A 13,302-nucleotide genomic window follows, 5' to 3' on the forward strand; every position below is an offset into this window, starting at 1 on the left:
ACGGATTTTATGTAAGTTTAGATCTTTTATCTTCTCAATTGTATCACGACTAAATAAAATATTTGAAAAACCTTTCTCTCAAGAGCATTGAATACTTATAAATATACATGGTACACTTAAAAAAGATAAATATAATTTTAGATTCATAACAAAGGAGTATACTATGATCATAATTCTTTTACTCTTACTCGCTTATCTAATAGGTTCCCTTCCATCTGGACTATGGGTTGGAAAACTATTCTATAATATCGATATACGAGAGCATGGTAGTGGAAATTTAGGCGGTACAAACACATTTAGAACACTAGGAAAAAAAGCGGGCTTAGTTGTTACGATTTTGGATATTCTAAAAGGGACTGCAGCAACTCTGCTAGGTTCTTTGGCTATATTCGAAACGGTAAATGTTCATCCGTTAATCCTAGGTGTTATAGCAGTAGTAGGTCATATGTTCCCGATCTTTGCAGGATTTAAAGGTGGAAAAGCAGTAGCAACTTCTGGTGGGCTATTGCTAGGGTATAATTGGCCAATCTTTGTCATATTAGTAATAGGATTTTTTATCATTTTAAAAATGACAAAAATGGTATCTCTCACTTCCATGATTTTAGCCATAATTGCTGTAGTGTACAGTGTCATTTATTACTTTACGGTAGATAAGGACTGGCCACTTGTAGTAATTGTCCTATTGTTGGCAACATTCATATTTTATCGTCACCGTACAAATATTAAACGCATTAAAGCTGGTACCGAACCAAAAGTGTCTTGGATCTAATCTGATGAAAGTATGGTGGTACGTATGAAAATACTTATTTCTTCCGATGCAATGCATTGGTTTCACAAGGAAATGGAAGCAGTAAAAGGCGATAACATTCGCTTTTTTGCACGTTACGGAGGATCAAGTCCTATTCATGAAGGCTTTTCTTTAGGAGTTACGAAGGACACGCCATTCGAGCCTGCTGTAACCTATAAAAAAGAGGATATCTTATTTTTTATAGAAGAAACGGATGAATGGTATTTTGATGGGCATGATTTGCACGTAGAGCTAGATTCTACTAGGGATGAATTATCCTATGTATACAAAAAAGCGTAATCCACTTAGGATGCGCTTTTTTTATTTGGAGAATTATTTAGTATTTCACGGGTATATGTATAATCTGCATTCTATCGGAGATGATAAGGTTGATATTTAAAGACTACTTAGGGAGTTGATATAAATGACAGACCAAAATAAAAGCGCTAAGTCAGACAAAAAAGATCCTTCTACCTTTACTGCTTATGGGGACCCTATCAATGATACGCATCCTTCTCTAAATGATCAGCATACTAAAGCAACTTCTCCTATTGCAAAGAGTACTCAAAATATGAGCAGCGGAAGGATTAATCGGGACACCAAAAAAGATGATACTTCTGCATATGGTGATCCTATAATAGATAACTCCACTTCCCCCATGGATGAGGATAAGCTAGCCAATTCCACAATTGCTAAATCTACTCAAACTAAAAATGGATTTACTTATTTAGAGTAATCCAATTACCTATATTTTTCTCTTCTTTCCAGCAACAAATAGTCCTTTGACTTGGTAATAGAGATAGTGTTGTTAATAGCAAATTTTTCTAATTGGGTTGTTACATCATTGGGGGTAAACTGTACAATTCTTATATTAAATCCTTTATGCAGTTTAAGTGTTGCTCCTTTAGTCGCCCACCCATAGCGTTTAAAGACAACTTTATTTATATCGGTTGGAGACAAATTCCTTTGAAAAACTGTAAAACGAAAAATCATGGTCTGATAATTCAAGTTATCTTGGTTAATAATGAATTTAGTCTTTATAAAGAAGCTAATAACACCAAAAAGCAGGAGAAAAATGGACCAGAATATAGATACTCCAGATTCACCAATACTTAAGAAAAAAAAGAACATTCCATAGGGTAAAACCAGGAATATTGGGCTTTTTGCTGTTACTAACTTGTAAACCATTTATTACTCCTCCTAATATCCAGACTTTTCATTTAATTATAACTGAATTACAAATAAAAACAGCTAGAGATTTCAATAATCTCTAGCTGTTTTTACGAATTCCTATTAAATCTCTCTAACTGCTCCAACAATCCCTCTTTTACCATGATATCCATTTCGTGTTTACCAAATAAATCAAAGTGAGGATAAGCTTCTTTATAGTCGATCCATTCGGCCTTTAAGCTGTATTTCTTACCCCATTCAATTAGCTTGGGCACATCACTACAGCCGACTTTGGTGACCGTGTTACAACCAGGAAATCGTTCATCAATCCAATAATGCGTTAAGAAAGCTATATTCCCCTCCAGGACATCTCGTTTCCATTCATTTAACTCATGACGTTTAATACCAAATGCCATTAAGCATTCTCCTTGGCTATTTCTACATATTTTGCATCCCATGCCGCATGAACTCGTTTCAGAGATACGGGTCGGAAGTTGTCTTTCTTCACTATTACATGCTCAGATGTTGCGTTTGAAGCAACTGTACCGTCTTCATGTATAATCTCATAACCATAGGTTGTTCGTAGCTTACTATGTTTTTCAATCCAGGTTCTAATCACTACAGTCTCCCCGTACTTCACAGGAGTTTTATAATTTACGTTCACATTTGTTACCGGCGAAAGGTATCCATCCTGCTCTAGTCCAGCATAGGAGAATCCTAAGTCTTTGATTAGTTGGGTTCTCCCTATTTCTAACCAAATAACATAATTCGCATGATATACTACACCCATTTGATCGGTTTCAGCATATCGTACTTCAATTTCTTTTTCACTTAAAAACATTAAAGTCACCTCAGTGGTAATTATACTAAATAGCTGATAAAAATACTGTTACGCACTACTTTGTAGATAAAAATCATTACTTTCCTAATTTAATTTTAGCTAATATTTTAGCTAAATCATTAATTGGCAAGAGGTCATCTGCTGTATAAAACTTATTAAATTCGATTTCTGTAATTTCTGTACCAAGCACATATTCCCCTATGACTATCTCAAGCAAATCAAAAGTTACTTGGTAATAATCATCATTTTCTTCCTCAAACCCTTTAATATATAACTTTAAATAGAACGCTGTATATTCCTGATCATATGTATAGTTGAAAAAGACATCATCACGAGTGAGCATAATATCATTTACTGTTGTTCCATCTTCCCCATCATTTCGTTGCTCAAATGCGATGATTGTAAACTTTTCCATTGCGGGAGCAGCATCTACTAGCCGAATTACATCAGGAAAGTTTTTTCCAATAGACGAAGCTTTAATAGTAAATTCTCTTTTCCCGTTGATCAGTGCGACAGGGGTAGAAAAAGTTAGTTGATTGTTTACTTTATTTATTAATCTATATAAATCTCCGTATATTTTCTCTATGTCGTCCTCCCTTAAATTATAAAGTTTTTTCTCATGATCGATAAAGTACTGCCAAAACTTCTCAATTGGATCTTTCTTTTTAAACAAATTACCAAACATTCATAACCCCTCCTTCATTTCTTTAATTATAAACTAAATTTCTAACCTTGTTTAATGTGTAAAAGCACAATCGGTTGTAAGGCATTGCGTTAGATGTGAGATGAAGAATTCCCTATAAAAAGAAAAAGAGACTATATCCTAAGAAGGAATAGTCTCTTTTAAGGTAATTCTTATGCTTCTAACATTTTGTTACGTAATACCATTTGTAGGATACCACCATGACGGTAGTAGTCTACTTCTACTTCTGAATCGAAACGAGCAAGTACGTTGAATACTTTTTCAGTTCCGTCTTCAGCTTTAGCTGTAACTTGTAAAATATCACGAGGTTTAACACCTTCTGCAATATTAATACTGATTTCTTCTTTACCAGTTAAGCCTAATGACTCAACGTTTTCTCCTGGTAAGAAGTTAAGTGGTAATACACCCATCATAACTAAGTTAGAACGGTGAATACGCTCAAAGCTTTCTGTAATAACAGCTTTAATACCTAATAGGTTTGTTCCTTTAGCAGCCCAGTCACGAGAAGATCCCATACCGTAATCTTTTCCACCAAGAACTACTAAACCAGTATTCGTTTCTTGATACTTCATAGCTGCATCATAGATAGGCATAATTTCGCCTGTTGGCCAGTAAGTTGTATATCCACCTTCTGTACCTGGAGCTACTTGGTTACGAATACGTATGTTTGCAAATGTACCACGCATCATTACTTCATGGTTACCACGACGTGAGCCGTATGAGTTAAAGTCGCGTATTTCAACACCATTTTCACGCAAGTATTTACCTGCTGGAGTATCTTTACCAATTGCACCAGCTGGTGAAATATGGTCTGTTGTAATCGAATCCCCAAATTTAGCTACTACGCGCATTTTATCTAGTGATTGGATAGCACCAGGCTCTTTAGATAATCCTTGGAAGAATGGTGGGTTTTGAATGTATGTTGACTTGTCATTAAATGAATATAAAGATTCAGTTGACGTTTCAATAGCATTCCAAGCTTCGTTCTCATCAAATACACGTGCATATTCTTTTTGGAATAATTCACGAGTAACAACTGTTGAAAGTACTTCATTTACTTCTTCTGTTGACGGCCAGATATCAGCAAAGAATACTTCGTTGCCATCTTTGTCCGTACCGAATGAATCTTTTTCTAGATCGATATCTACAGTTCCAGCAAGTGCATAAGCAACTACTAATGGTGGTGAAGCTAAATAGTTTGCTTTCACAAGTGGATGTACACGACCTTCAAAGTTACGGTTACCAGAAAGAACAGATGTTACGAAAAGATCTTCGTCAATAATTGCTTTTTCAATTTCAGGTAATAATGGTCCTGAGTTACCGATACAAGTTGTACAACCGTATCCAACTGTATTGAATCCGATTTTGTCAAGGAACACGTTTAGACCAGAATCCTCTAAATAACCAGTTACTACTTTAGATCCTGGAGCTAGAGAAGTTTTAACGTAAGCTGGAACTGTAAGTCCTTTTTCTACTGCTTTTTTAGCAACTAAACCAGCAGCTAACATTACATATGGGTTAGATGTATTTGTACAAGAAGTGATTGCAGCAATTGCTACAGCCCCTGTTGGAATTTCTACATCACCTTCTGCAAATTTAGCAGTAGCTGTTTTGTCAAATTCTTTTTCAGATAGACCGAAACCTTGTGTGCCTTGTGGAGCAACAACTGATTCACGGTAACGAACTTTCATATCTGTAAGTGGAATTAAATCTTGTGGACGTTTTGGTCCAGAAAGGTTTGCTACGATATCTCCAAGATCGATCTCTACAACGTCTGTATAAACAGGTTCTAGAGTTGGATCAAAGAACATATCATTTGCTTTTAAGTAAGCTTCTACTACAGCAATATGCTCTTCATCACGTCCCGTTAGACGTAAATAGTTGATAGATTCTTCATCAATTGCAAAGTAACCACATGTAGCACCATATTCAGGAGCCATGTTCGCAATTGTTGCACGGTCAGCTAAAGGTAATTTAGATACACCTGGTCCGAAGAACTCAACAAATTTACCTACAACACCTTTTTGACGTAATACTTGCGTCACTTTAAGTGCTAAGTCAGTTGCAGTAGTTCCGTTTGGAAGGTCTCCAACTAATTTAACGCCGATTACTTCGGGAATTGGGAAGTATGAAGGTTGACCAAGCATTCCTGCTTCCGCTTCAATACCACCTACACCCCATCCAAGTACGCCAAGACCATTGATCATTGTTGTATGGGAGTCAGTACCTACTACTGAATCTGGGAAGGTTTCCAAAGTGCCGTCAGTACCTTCGTTAACATGTACGATTGGTGCTAAGTACTCTAAGTTAACTTGGTGAACGATACCAGTTGCTGGAGGTACAGCACGGAAATTATCATATGAAGTTTGAGCCCATTTCAAGAAGTTGTAACGCTCTGCATTACGCTCAAATTCAAGATCCATATTAGCTTGTAAAGCTGATGCAGTACCGTATTTATCTACTTGTACCGAGTGATCAATTACAAGATCTACTGGAATAGCAGGGTTGATTTTGTCTGGATTTCCACCCATTTCATTCATCGCTGAACGAAGTGATGCTAAATCTACAACTACTGGTACTCCTGTGAAATCTTGAAGTACAACGCGTGAAGGTTTAAAAGGTACTTCTGCTTCTGTATTAGCATCTTTACCCCATTTTGCTAATTGGTTTACATGATCTTCTTTAATAACATAGCCATCATATTGACGTAAAACAGATTCTAATAATACTTTGATTGAATAAGGAAGGCGTGAAACTTTTGCGATGCCAGCTTCTTCTAGTGCTGCTAAACGATAGTAGTTATACTCTTTACCATTTAGAGAAAACGAAGTACGGCTATTGTGTAAATTACTTTTTGCCATTTGTATTCCTCCTAAGATCTATTGAAAAGTGTTTGTTAAGTGACTTTTCTCCACTACTAATCATACAAGAATATACTTGATAAGTAAATTAGATTAAAATTATTATAAGTCATAACTATTATTAATGACCTTTTATTTTTTCAATAGTCTTTTCTAATTGCTTTGCATGTCTTTTTTCATGTAAACCCGTAAATTCAAACCACTGTATGAGTGGAACTTGTCCAAAAATAGGGTGTTTTAATGATTTTTCTTCTAATACAGTAGAATTGTTCGATTTATAGAGAGCTAGTAGTTCCATTCTCACTTGATGTAGCTGCGATTTCATTTCTTCTGTCCTTTTATAGTCACTAGACGGAACTGTATAGGATGGAGCCTTCACTTTAACTATTCTTAATGTAGATAGCTTTATTGGTTTTTTCTTTGCTTTAGGGCTTGTCGGGTTTGCAAGCTCTTGTTGTATGCCTGTAATGATGGTTTTTTCCATTTTCACTAAATGATCGACGATTTCTTTAGGAGACCATGAGTCTTTATCCGGTTTTTCGTTAAATTGCTCGTTTGTTAGTGAATCGATTTGTTTGAATAAGTTCTTTCTAATTTCATTAATTTTTTCTATAAACATATAATTCCTCCACTCCCTGCGTTGTACTTTCTTTATACCCATTATAAGTGACAAACAAGCAACAATCGTCCGTTATTTTCTTTTTCCTTAAAATATGCGACAATACACTATTGAAAGGAAGTTTAAATAATGATTGAAATGAAAACCAAGAAAATAATGAATCCAATGAATGATCCATGGGAAGCATATCGAGACATGGAGCAGTTTGGAAAGCTAACTTTAAGTAATATTGAATTTACTACAACTACTTTATGTAATATGCGCTGTGCCCATTGCGCAGTAGGATATACATTACAAACGAAAGATCCCGAAGCAATTCCAATAGAACTAATCCTCCAACGTTTAGAAGAAATCCCCCACTTAAAAACGATAAGCATCACTGGTGGAGAACCTATGCTGTCTAAAAAGTCCATTAATAATTATGTCCTTCCTCTATTAAAGTATGCTCATAGTAGAGGCGTTCGAACGCAGATGAATTCAAATCTTACGCTGGAGCCTGAACGTTACTTAATGATTGCGCCTTTCTTAGATGTATTACATATTTCTCATAACTGGGGAACCGTAGATGAATTTGTCGAAACGGGATTTGCCATGATGGAGAGAAAACCTTCCTATGAACAGCGAGCTAAACTTTTTCAACGAATGATTGAAAATAGTCGTATGCTTTCAGAAGCGGGAGTGATGGTTTCAGCAGAAACGATGTTGAACAAAAAAACTCTTCCCTATCTAGAGCATATACATAAACAAGTAGTAGAAGAGATGAAATGTGCACGGCACGAAATACATCCTATGTACCCATCCGACTTCGCCAGTGCGTTAACTACCTTAACTCTAGGAGAAATGCATGAAGCAATTGAACAGATTTTAGATTTCCGTGATGACAATGTGTGGATGTTATTTGGAACCTTACCATTTTATCCATGTAGCCAAAATGATAAAAGTATTCAGCTTTTAGAGAGACTGCGTCATTCAAAAAATGTTTCCACTAGAAATGATCCTGATGGTCGTTCCCGGTTGAATGTAAGCATATTTACTGGCGAGGTGATTGTCACTGATTTTGGAGACGCACCAGCTTTAGGGAATATTCAAACGGATACGCTTCCTGATATTTTTGAGAAATGGCTTGCTTCGCCTCTTTCTAAATCACTTAATTGCCATTGTCCAGCTGTAAAATGCTTAGGGCCAAATATTTTAGTGAAGAATATGTATTATAAAGATGAACAGTTTATGAGTGGATCTGTTAAATAAGAAAATGCCTTGCATGTTTTTTAACATGCAAGGCATTTTTTGATAAATTTAGTTCAAACTACTATAGAGTACATTGTAAAGGGCAGCTGCAAACTACCCTTTACATAAGTTTAATGGATGAAGAAAAAGTCAATTGTTAAGTTTAAAATTATGATTGTATGGAGAATTGCAATGACTACCCCTTGCTTGTTTAATCTTTTGTTTAATCGAATATCCATGATCTCCACTCCTTTTTTAAATTATAATGCAAAACCCTGTAGAACGCAAAACATTTAGAAAATTTAAATTAATTTTTTAAAGGACTTAATTTGTAAAAATGTTGAATTTGTAGAAGCGTTACTTGCATCTGGATATCTTGATATCACTGACTTTTAAGGCACTTCTAACATCCATATGCAGTATTATAAATAAAAATAATAAACTTAGGTTTATTAGTTGTGTAGGATGGATATATAAAGAGTGTGAAGCAATAATACATTCATAAGGAGATGGAAAAGATGGGATTCATTTTATACTTAATAATCGGTGGTATCATCGGTTGGTTAGCAGGACTTATTTTAGGTAAAGATATACCAGGAGGAATTATTGGTAACATCATCGCAGGTATCATTGGTGCATGGATCGGTGGATTAATATTCCCTGACATGGGTCCAGTTATCTGGGATATGGCAATTATTCCAGCATTAATCGGTGCAATTATTTTAGTACTGATCTTAAGCTTTATTTTAAAAGCTATGCGTAAAGCGTAATAATCCAAAAAAGGAAGTACTCAATTGAGTGCTTCCTTTTTTACTGCGAAGAATATGCTGCTGCTTGGAGATTTTTTACCTGACTCTCGTACAAATGATAAAAGTGAAGAACGTCTTCCACATATTTCTCACTGTGATTATAGTTGAAAACGGCTTTTTCTATTTCCCCATCCGCCGCCCCACTTGCTGCGAGATAATTGGCAGCACTAAATATAGCGTCCTCTAGATCATATGGATCTGCTTTCCCATCGTTATTAGCATCTACCCCGTACCCACCGTATTGTTCGATAATCGCTGGACTGATTTTATCTTTTTCCGGGATATCCCCCTTGCCTAGTCCCCCACAGCTTGGGTGTGACCAACCAACAAACGTACATGGCATAAATTGCAAATGCCCTTCAGCGCCGGCTGGAGAGAGTAACGGATCCATTGTAGAAAATCTAGTTTCAATCCGATGATGAGCGGCTAATAAAGTCCATGGCACCCCATAATTGTCTTCTGCTTTTTTATACAACTCAATATATTCGGTAGGCACATCCAATTTTGCAGTGCCACTATTAATAATTTCTGCCCATTCTTGGACTACAGGTATTTTCACCAATTGTTGCCAACCAATAATTGCTAGTATATAGATAGTTATCGTAATTGGAAGAAGTAATACGATCATCCAAACCTTTGTTTTATAAGATATTCCCTTTTGTTTCTTCATCTATTTATTCACCTATTCTACTTATATTGCTGTAAAAGACTACTACTAACCATTTTAGAGAGCATATTCATCCAGTATTCCCAACTAACTGATTATTACATAGATTATAACAATAGCACAATATCCCTACAAACAATAGTAAAAATGCGAAGTTTGTCGATATATACAAATAAGCGATTCTTTTGTAGTATGACAATACGGAGGTGAAAAATATGTGGAAAGACTTCAAAGAGTTTGCTTTTAAAGGAAATGTGCTAGATTTAGCTATAGCCGTTGTGATAGGAGCAGCATTTGGGAAAATTGTATCATCATTAGTTGAAAATATTATTACTCCTTTAGTTGGCCTACTTTTAAATGGTGTTAAATTTACCTCCTTGTCATTTAAGTATAAGGACACAGAAATTTTATACGGGAATTTTATACAAAGTGTTTTTGACTTCCTAGTAATAGCATTCTCTATTTTCATGTTTGTTCGATTAATATCTAAATTTAAACGTAAAGAAGATGCTGTAGCTATTACAGAAGAGGCTCCTCCCGTTGACTCGAAAGAGGTATTGTTGGAAGAGATTAGAGATTTGTTAAAAAAGCAAAATAATGCCTAAATAAAAATCAGCCTCTCCATTTGGAAAGGCTGATTTTTACTTACCATCTTCAATTAATGTTTCCACATCAATGACAATTTCTTCTTTTGGCACTTCTGTATTGCCACTATAATTTTTTACGACTATCCCGTTTTGGTCGACTAAATAGAAAGAAGTTCCATGAATAACTTGGTTTGTATTCGGATCATCTCGAACTAAGGTCTTAAAAGAATCTGCTGCAAAGCCACTAATATGCTCTTGCGTATAGCCAGTTAAAAGTTCCCATTTACTTTCATCTATTACATCATAATTTGCGATATATTCTTGGAGCTTTTGGGGTGTATCTACTTCTGGGTCCACACTAAATGCTACAATTTTGTAATCCTCAATACCCTTTTCACTCAACATCGCTTGAATATCGCTCATATTATATGTCATTGGTGGGCATACAGTTTCACAATCTGTGAAAATAAATGTGGATAACCAGACTGTGCCTTTTAAATCCTCTAAAGAAACAGTTTCCCCACGCTGATTATCATAATCGAACTCGGAAACTTCCCAGTTAGTCTGTGCTTCAAAATTGCCGCTGCTACCGCAGCCAACAAGAACAATTGCCGAAATACATAATAATATAAATAACTTCTTCATTCCTGAGACCTCGCTTTTCTCTTCATACCCTCATCTTAACGAAACAATTTTATACCTTCAACTACATTGTCTTATTTATTCCAACATTTCTGTGAATAAATGCATTAATTTAACGATAACAGGACGTTTTTAATCTCCTCTAGCTTTGTTTCCACTCTATGCATCAAATAAAATGATACAAAGATGGGAAAGCCAACATCTTGAATTACACTTAGCCACTGCTCCATATTATTCACACCCATCCATTTTATTCTTTTAAAAAGACTCTCCATTTCTGGAGAGTCTTCAAAAGTTAAATAATTTCGGTTACTGTTCGGTCCACTATCTTGGCACTTTTAATAACCTCCAAAGGAGAACCATCCGATTGAAAAGCATTACTTGAAATAATTGTTTCCATACCTGTTTGCATTTCTGCTTCTGTTAGATTACTTCTCGGTTCATCTATTGTTAATGTAACATTTTTTCCACGCGCTGTTTCGAACTGTAGTTGTAGTGTTTTACTCATTTTCTCCAGTCTCCTCTCTCATTATTAGATTACCTGCATAGTTTCTACTTTCTCAGCTCCGATGTATGGTCTTTCGGAAAAGGAACTAAGTGTTAATGCAACAGTATCAAGTTGATCTGCTGTTACATTTGCTCGAACATTACGATAGGTTTTTGACTTTAAAATCATCTTACCTTCTTCAGTTATTCCTCCTTCAAAAATGAGTCTTAAAACTGCATGTTTATACTCTAGGTTTGCCATGTCTATCCCCTCCTTTCAATTAGTAGATAGAACTTTTTTAACAGAAAGGATACATGGAGGATGAAATATTTTACGGAACAACTTATACTGAGTATTAGAGAATGAGGTGAATAGTTTGCTAGAAGGTTGGTTTTTATGGTTTATTCTTTTTTGGGTTGTCCTATTAGTGGTACTTATGGGAATTGGCGGCTTCTTTATGTTCCGCAAGTTTGGTAAGTCACTGCCTAAGCAAGACGGGAAATCAGATTTGGATTGGGAAGAATATTATGTAGATCAAACAATCCATCTTTGGAATGATGAGCAAAAGCATCTGCTCAACGAATTAGTTACACCAGTTCCAGATCTATTCAGACCTGTTGCGAAACAAAAAATAGCAGGGAAAATAGGACAGTTGGCTTTAGAAGAAAAAGCTAAATCCATTACGCAAGAGTTATTAATACGCGGATATATCATTGCAACTCCAAAGAGAGATCATAAATTTCTACGTAAAAAGCTTGCCGAGATGGATATTGATGTAACTCCTTATAACAAGTACTTTGAATTGTCTGCAGACAAGCCTACACAATCAATTAAGAGATAACAAACCTGTAAGTGTTCTTATTGTATAGACATTACTCATATCATTAAATTAGTAGAGAAGAATACGCTCCCAATTAAGGTAGATAACCTAGTAAAGTTAGAGCACAAGAAAAGAAACTATTTTGAACAGTATTGTTCAAGATAGTTTCTTTTTATTAACAATAGGTTTAGGACCATTTCTTTGAGCGCTATTTCCCCACCTTCTCCAGGAGATTCAGTACGTGTTGTAGATTCAAGGAATTTTCCTGTGTCTGAATTGATTTCAGCAGCACTTGTAGAAATTTTGCCAGGAGCTATAAGGGAAATGCATTGGCACCCAAACTCTGACACAGTGGATGGATGGCATTAACTCCTAAAAACATCATGGAAAGTAATTTAAACATAGGGGAAGAGGTTATGAACTCTCTTCGAAAACAAAAGTGGGAAGTAGTAAGGTTTTCAGGCTATGAGTATAAAGATGATTAAGTAGTAGTAGTTCTTAACATCGAATCCTTCTTTGATATAGAGGGGACTCTAGCTTTATATTCTATATACTCAAAAAAGCGAGCATTCCTAAATTACAGGGTGCTCACTTTTTCGGTTTGATTTTGTATTTTTTTAAATTGCAGGTACATGGCAAGTCTCCATGGAACAATCATACCAAAAGCTAATATCCAAAACATACCACTAAGAGCGCCAATTTCAATAGTTGAGCTTAATAATACTTTACTAATAATGCGTACGATCAACAAACCAAACAAAATGAATATAAATGCTTTGGATTGTTTTAAATATATTTCTCCGTCTCTTCTTTCAAATTTCGATGTCCAAATTAGAAAAATGGAGAAAAGTAATCCTGCCGCAATTGCTTCCAAAAACTCCATTAAGTTAACACGGAAATAAGGAAACACGAACATCAATGCACCAGTGGACATGAACATTGGCGGTAATAATATCTTTTTCACGCTTGCTGGTTGTTTAGCAGATTTTGCACGAACCGTTGTAACAAGAATTCCCATTCCGATGGCTACTACGGTGGAAACTATAAGCATTATATTTGGAGATATTTTATCTAACATTTGT

Annotated in this window: 19 protein-coding genes and 1 pseudogene; 8 read left to right on the forward strand and 12 right to left on the reverse strand. The window is 35.5% G+C overall.

Features of this window, described 5'->3' with window-relative positions; translation table 11 throughout:
- The first annotated feature begins 163 nt into the window (after positions 1-163).
- From plsY to MKX53_RS08915, 3 genes are all read left to right on the forward strand, one after another.
- Entirely contained in the window at positions 164-769 is a 606-nt protein-coding gene (gene plsY, locus MKX53_RS08905) for a glycerol-3-phosphate 1-O-acyltransferase PlsY (RefSeq protein ID WP_093534196.1), read from the forward strand.
- A gap of 24 nt (positions 770-793) precedes the next feature.
- Positions 794-1,087, forward strand: a complete 294-nt coding sequence (locus tag MKX53_RS08910; protein ID WP_340830580.1) for a HesB/YadR/YfhF family protein — start codon at positions 794-796, stop codon at positions 1,085-1,087.
- 124 nt (positions 1,088-1,211) lie between these two features.
- Entirely contained in the window at positions 1,212-1,523 is a 312-nt protein-coding gene (locus MKX53_RS08915) for a hypothetical protein (protein WP_340910723.1), read from the forward strand.
- 5 nt (positions 1,524-1,528) lie between these two features.
- Here the strand turns inward: MKX53_RS08915 and MKX53_RS08920 are convergent, their stop codons facing one another.
- From MKX53_RS08920 to MKX53_RS08945, 6 genes are all read right to left on the reverse strand, one after another.
- Positions 1,529-1,975, reverse strand: a complete 447-nt coding sequence (locus tag MKX53_RS08920) for a hypothetical protein (protein WP_340910726.1) — start codon at positions 1,973-1,975, stop codon at positions 1,529-1,531.
- 92 nt (positions 1,976-2,067) lie between these two features.
- A complete protein-coding gene (locus MKX53_RS08925) occupies positions 2,068-2,373 on the reverse strand; it encodes a hypothetical protein (protein ID WP_340910727.1) in 306 nt (101 codons plus the stop codon).
- Entirely contained in the window at positions 2,373-2,798 is a 426-nt protein-coding gene (locus MKX53_RS08930; protein WP_093534186.1) for an acyl-CoA thioesterase, read from the reverse strand. Before MKX53_RS08930 ends, MKX53_RS08925 begins: the two co-directional genes overlap by 1 nt.
- A gap of 76 nt (positions 2,799-2,874) precedes the next feature.
- Entirely contained in the window at positions 2,875-3,483 is a 609-nt protein-coding gene (locus MKX53_RS08935) for a hypothetical protein (protein ID WP_340910728.1), read from the reverse strand.
- Positions 3,484-3,653: 170 nt separating this feature from the next.
- Complete coding sequence (gene acnA, locus MKX53_RS08940) at positions 3,654-6,362, reverse strand: aconitate hydratase AcnA (RefSeq protein ID WP_093534182.1); 2,709 nt, start codon at positions 6,360-6,362, stop codon at positions 3,654-3,656.
- A 121-nt stretch (positions 6,363-6,483) separates the two neighbouring features.
- Complete coding sequence (locus tag MKX53_RS08945; protein WP_340910731.1) at positions 6,484-6,981, reverse strand: DinB family protein; 498 nt, start codon at positions 6,979-6,981, stop codon at positions 6,484-6,486.
- A gap of 129 nt (positions 6,982-7,110) precedes the next feature.
- On the opposite strand from MKX53_RS08945, the gene yfkAB reads away from it, so the two are divergent.
- Together yfkAB and MKX53_RS08955 are read left to right on the forward strand one after the other, a co-directional pair.
- The gene (yfkAB, locus tag MKX53_RS08950; protein ID WP_445678262.1) at positions 7,111-8,229 is read left to right on the forward strand and encodes a radical SAM/CxCxxxxC motif protein YfkAB; all 1,119 of its coding nucleotides are present in this window, start codon (positions 7,111-7,113) and stop codon (positions 8,227-8,229) included.
- 497 nt (positions 8,230-8,726) lie between these two features.
- Positions 8,727-8,978 (forward strand): GlsB/YeaQ/YmgE family stress response membrane protein, encoded by a 252-nt coding sequence (locus MKX53_RS08955; RefSeq protein WP_093534178.1) that lies wholly within the window; start codon positions 8,727-8,729, stop codon positions 8,976-8,978.
- A gap of 40 nt (positions 8,979-9,018) precedes the next feature.
- On the opposite strand, the gene MKX53_RS08960 is transcribed toward MKX53_RS08955, so the two are convergent.
- Positions 9,019-9,687 carry a lytic transglycosylase domain-containing protein gene (locus MKX53_RS08960; protein ID WP_340910733.1) on the reverse strand — a complete coding sequence of 223 codons (669 nt, stop codon included), beginning with the start codon at positions 9,685-9,687 and terminating at the stop codon, positions 9,019-9,021.
- A 212-nt stretch (positions 9,688-9,899) separates the two neighbouring features.
- Between MKX53_RS08960 and mscL the strand changes: the two genes are divergently transcribed.
- On the forward strand, positions 9,900-10,289 hold the full coding sequence (gene mscL, locus MKX53_RS08965; RefSeq protein ID WP_340910735.1) for a large conductance mechanosensitive channel protein MscL: 390 nt from the start codon (positions 9,900-9,902) through the stop codon (positions 10,287-10,289).
- A gap of 36 nt (positions 10,290-10,325) precedes the next feature.
- On the opposite strand, the gene MKX53_RS08970 is transcribed toward mscL, so the two are convergent.
- From MKX53_RS08970 to MKX53_RS08985, 4 genes are all read right to left on the reverse strand, one after another.
- Entirely contained in the window at positions 10,326-10,916 is a 591-nt protein-coding gene (locus MKX53_RS08970; protein ID WP_340910737.1) for an SCO family protein, read from the reverse strand.
- 104 nt (positions 10,917-11,020) lie between these two features.
- On the reverse strand, positions 11,021-11,143 hold the full coding sequence (locus MKX53_RS08975; RefSeq protein ID WP_093535645.1) for a YvrJ family protein: 123 nt from the start codon (positions 11,141-11,143) through the stop codon (positions 11,021-11,023).
- A gap of 65 nt (positions 11,144-11,208) precedes the next feature.
- On the reverse strand, positions 11,209-11,421 hold the full coding sequence (locus MKX53_RS08980; protein ID WP_340910738.1) for a DUF2922 domain-containing protein: 213 nt from the start codon (positions 11,419-11,421) through the stop codon (positions 11,209-11,211).
- Positions 11,422-11,445: 24 nt separating this feature from the next.
- Positions 11,446-11,661, reverse strand: a complete 216-nt coding sequence (locus tag MKX53_RS08985; RefSeq protein WP_093534168.1) for a DUF1659 domain-containing protein — start codon at positions 11,659-11,661, stop codon at positions 11,446-11,448.
- Between the two features lie 115 nt (positions 11,662-11,776).
- Between MKX53_RS08985 and MKX53_RS08990 the strand changes: the two genes are divergently transcribed.
- On the forward strand, positions 11,777-12,241 hold the full coding sequence (locus MKX53_RS08990; protein WP_340910741.1) for a DUF2621 family protein: 465 nt from the start codon (positions 11,777-11,779) through the stop codon (positions 12,239-12,241).
- 201 nt (positions 12,242-12,442) lie between these two features.
- A pseudogene (locus MKX53_RS08995) lies at positions 12,443-12,705 on the forward strand (cupin domain-containing protein); the annotation flags it as partial.
- 92 nt (positions 12,706-12,797) lie between these two features.
- Here MKX53_RS08995 and MKX53_RS09000 read toward each other — a convergent pair.
- The gene (locus MKX53_RS09000; RefSeq protein ID WP_340910744.1) at positions 12,798-13,298 is read right to left on the reverse strand and encodes a CcdC family protein; all 501 of its coding nucleotides are present in this window, start codon (positions 13,296-13,298) and stop codon (positions 12,798-12,800) included.
- Between the last annotated feature and the right edge of the window lie 4 nt (positions 13,299-13,302).

Origin of the sequence: Psychrobacillus sp. FSL K6-4615, assembly GCF_038008225.1 — a bacterium.
Classification (GTDB): domain Bacteria; phylum Bacillota; class Bacilli; order Bacillales_A; family Planococcaceae; genus Psychrobacillus; species Psychrobacillus psychrotolerans.

Coding starts and splice junctions, on each gene's coding strand:
- MKX53_RS08920 (WP_340910726.1), bottom strand. CDS start 1,975: ATGGTTTACAAGTTAGTAACAGCAAAAAGCCCAATATTCCTGGTTTTA.
- plsY (WP_093534196.1), top strand. CDS start 164: ATGATCATAATTCTTTTACTCTTACTCGCTTATCTAATAGGTTCCCTT.
- MKX53_RS08955 (WP_093534178.1), top strand. CDS start 8,727: ATGGGATTCATTTTATACTTAATAATCGGTGGTATCATCGGTTGGTTA.
- mscL (WP_340910735.1), top strand. CDS start 9,900: ATGTGGAAAGACTTCAAAGAGTTTGCTTTTAAAGGAAATGTGCTAGAT.
- MKX53_RS08910 (WP_340830580.1), top strand. CDS start 794: ATGAAAATACTTATTTCTTCCGATGCAATGCATTGGTTTCACAAGGAA.
- MKX53_RS08970 (WP_340910737.1), bottom strand. CDS start 10,916: ATGAAGAAGTTATTTATATTATTATGTATTTCGGCAATTGTTCTTGTT.
- MKX53_RS08915 (WP_340910723.1), top strand. CDS start 1,212: ATGACAGACCAAAATAAAAGCGCTAAGTCAGACAAAAAAGATCCTTCT.
- MKX53_RS08980 (WP_340910738.1), bottom strand. CDS start 11,421: ATGAGTAAAACACTACAACTACAGTTCGAAACAGCGCGTGGAAAAAAT.
- MKX53_RS08960 (WP_340910733.1), bottom strand. CDS start 9,687: ATGAAGAAACAAAAGGGAATATCTTATAAAACAAAGGTTTGGATGATC.
- MKX53_RS08985 (WP_093534168.1), bottom strand. CDS start 11,661: ATGGCAAACCTAGAGTATAAACATGCAGTTTTAAGACTCATTTTTGAA.
- acnA (WP_093534182.1), bottom strand. CDS start 6,362: ATGGCAAAAAGTAATTTACACAATAGCCGTACTTCGTTTTCTCTAAAT.
- MKX53_RS08945 (WP_340910731.1), bottom strand. CDS start 6,981: ATGTTTATAGAAAAAATTAATGAAATTAGAAAGAACTTATTCAAACAA.
- MKX53_RS08935 (WP_340910728.1), bottom strand. CDS start 3,483: ATGTTTGGTAATTTGTTTAAAAAGAAAGATCCAATTGAGAAGTTTTGG.
- MKX53_RS08975 (WP_093535645.1), bottom strand. CDS start 11,143: ATGGAGCAGTGGCTAAGTGTAATTCAAGATGTTGGCTTTCCCATCTTT.
- MKX53_RS09000 (WP_340910744.1), bottom strand. CDS start 13,298: ATGTTAGATAAAATATCTCCAAATATAATGCTTATAGTTTCCACCGTA.
- MKX53_RS08925 (WP_340910727.1), bottom strand. CDS start 2,373: ATGGCATTTGGTATTAAACGTCATGAGTTAAATGAATGGAAACGAGAT.
- yfkAB (WP_445678262.1), top strand. CDS start 7,111: ATGATTGAAATGAAAACCAAGAAAATAATGAATCCAATGAATGATCCA.
- MKX53_RS08930 (WP_093534186.1), bottom strand. CDS start 2,798: ATGTTTTTAAGTGAAAAAGAAATTGAAGTACGATATGCTGAAACCGAT.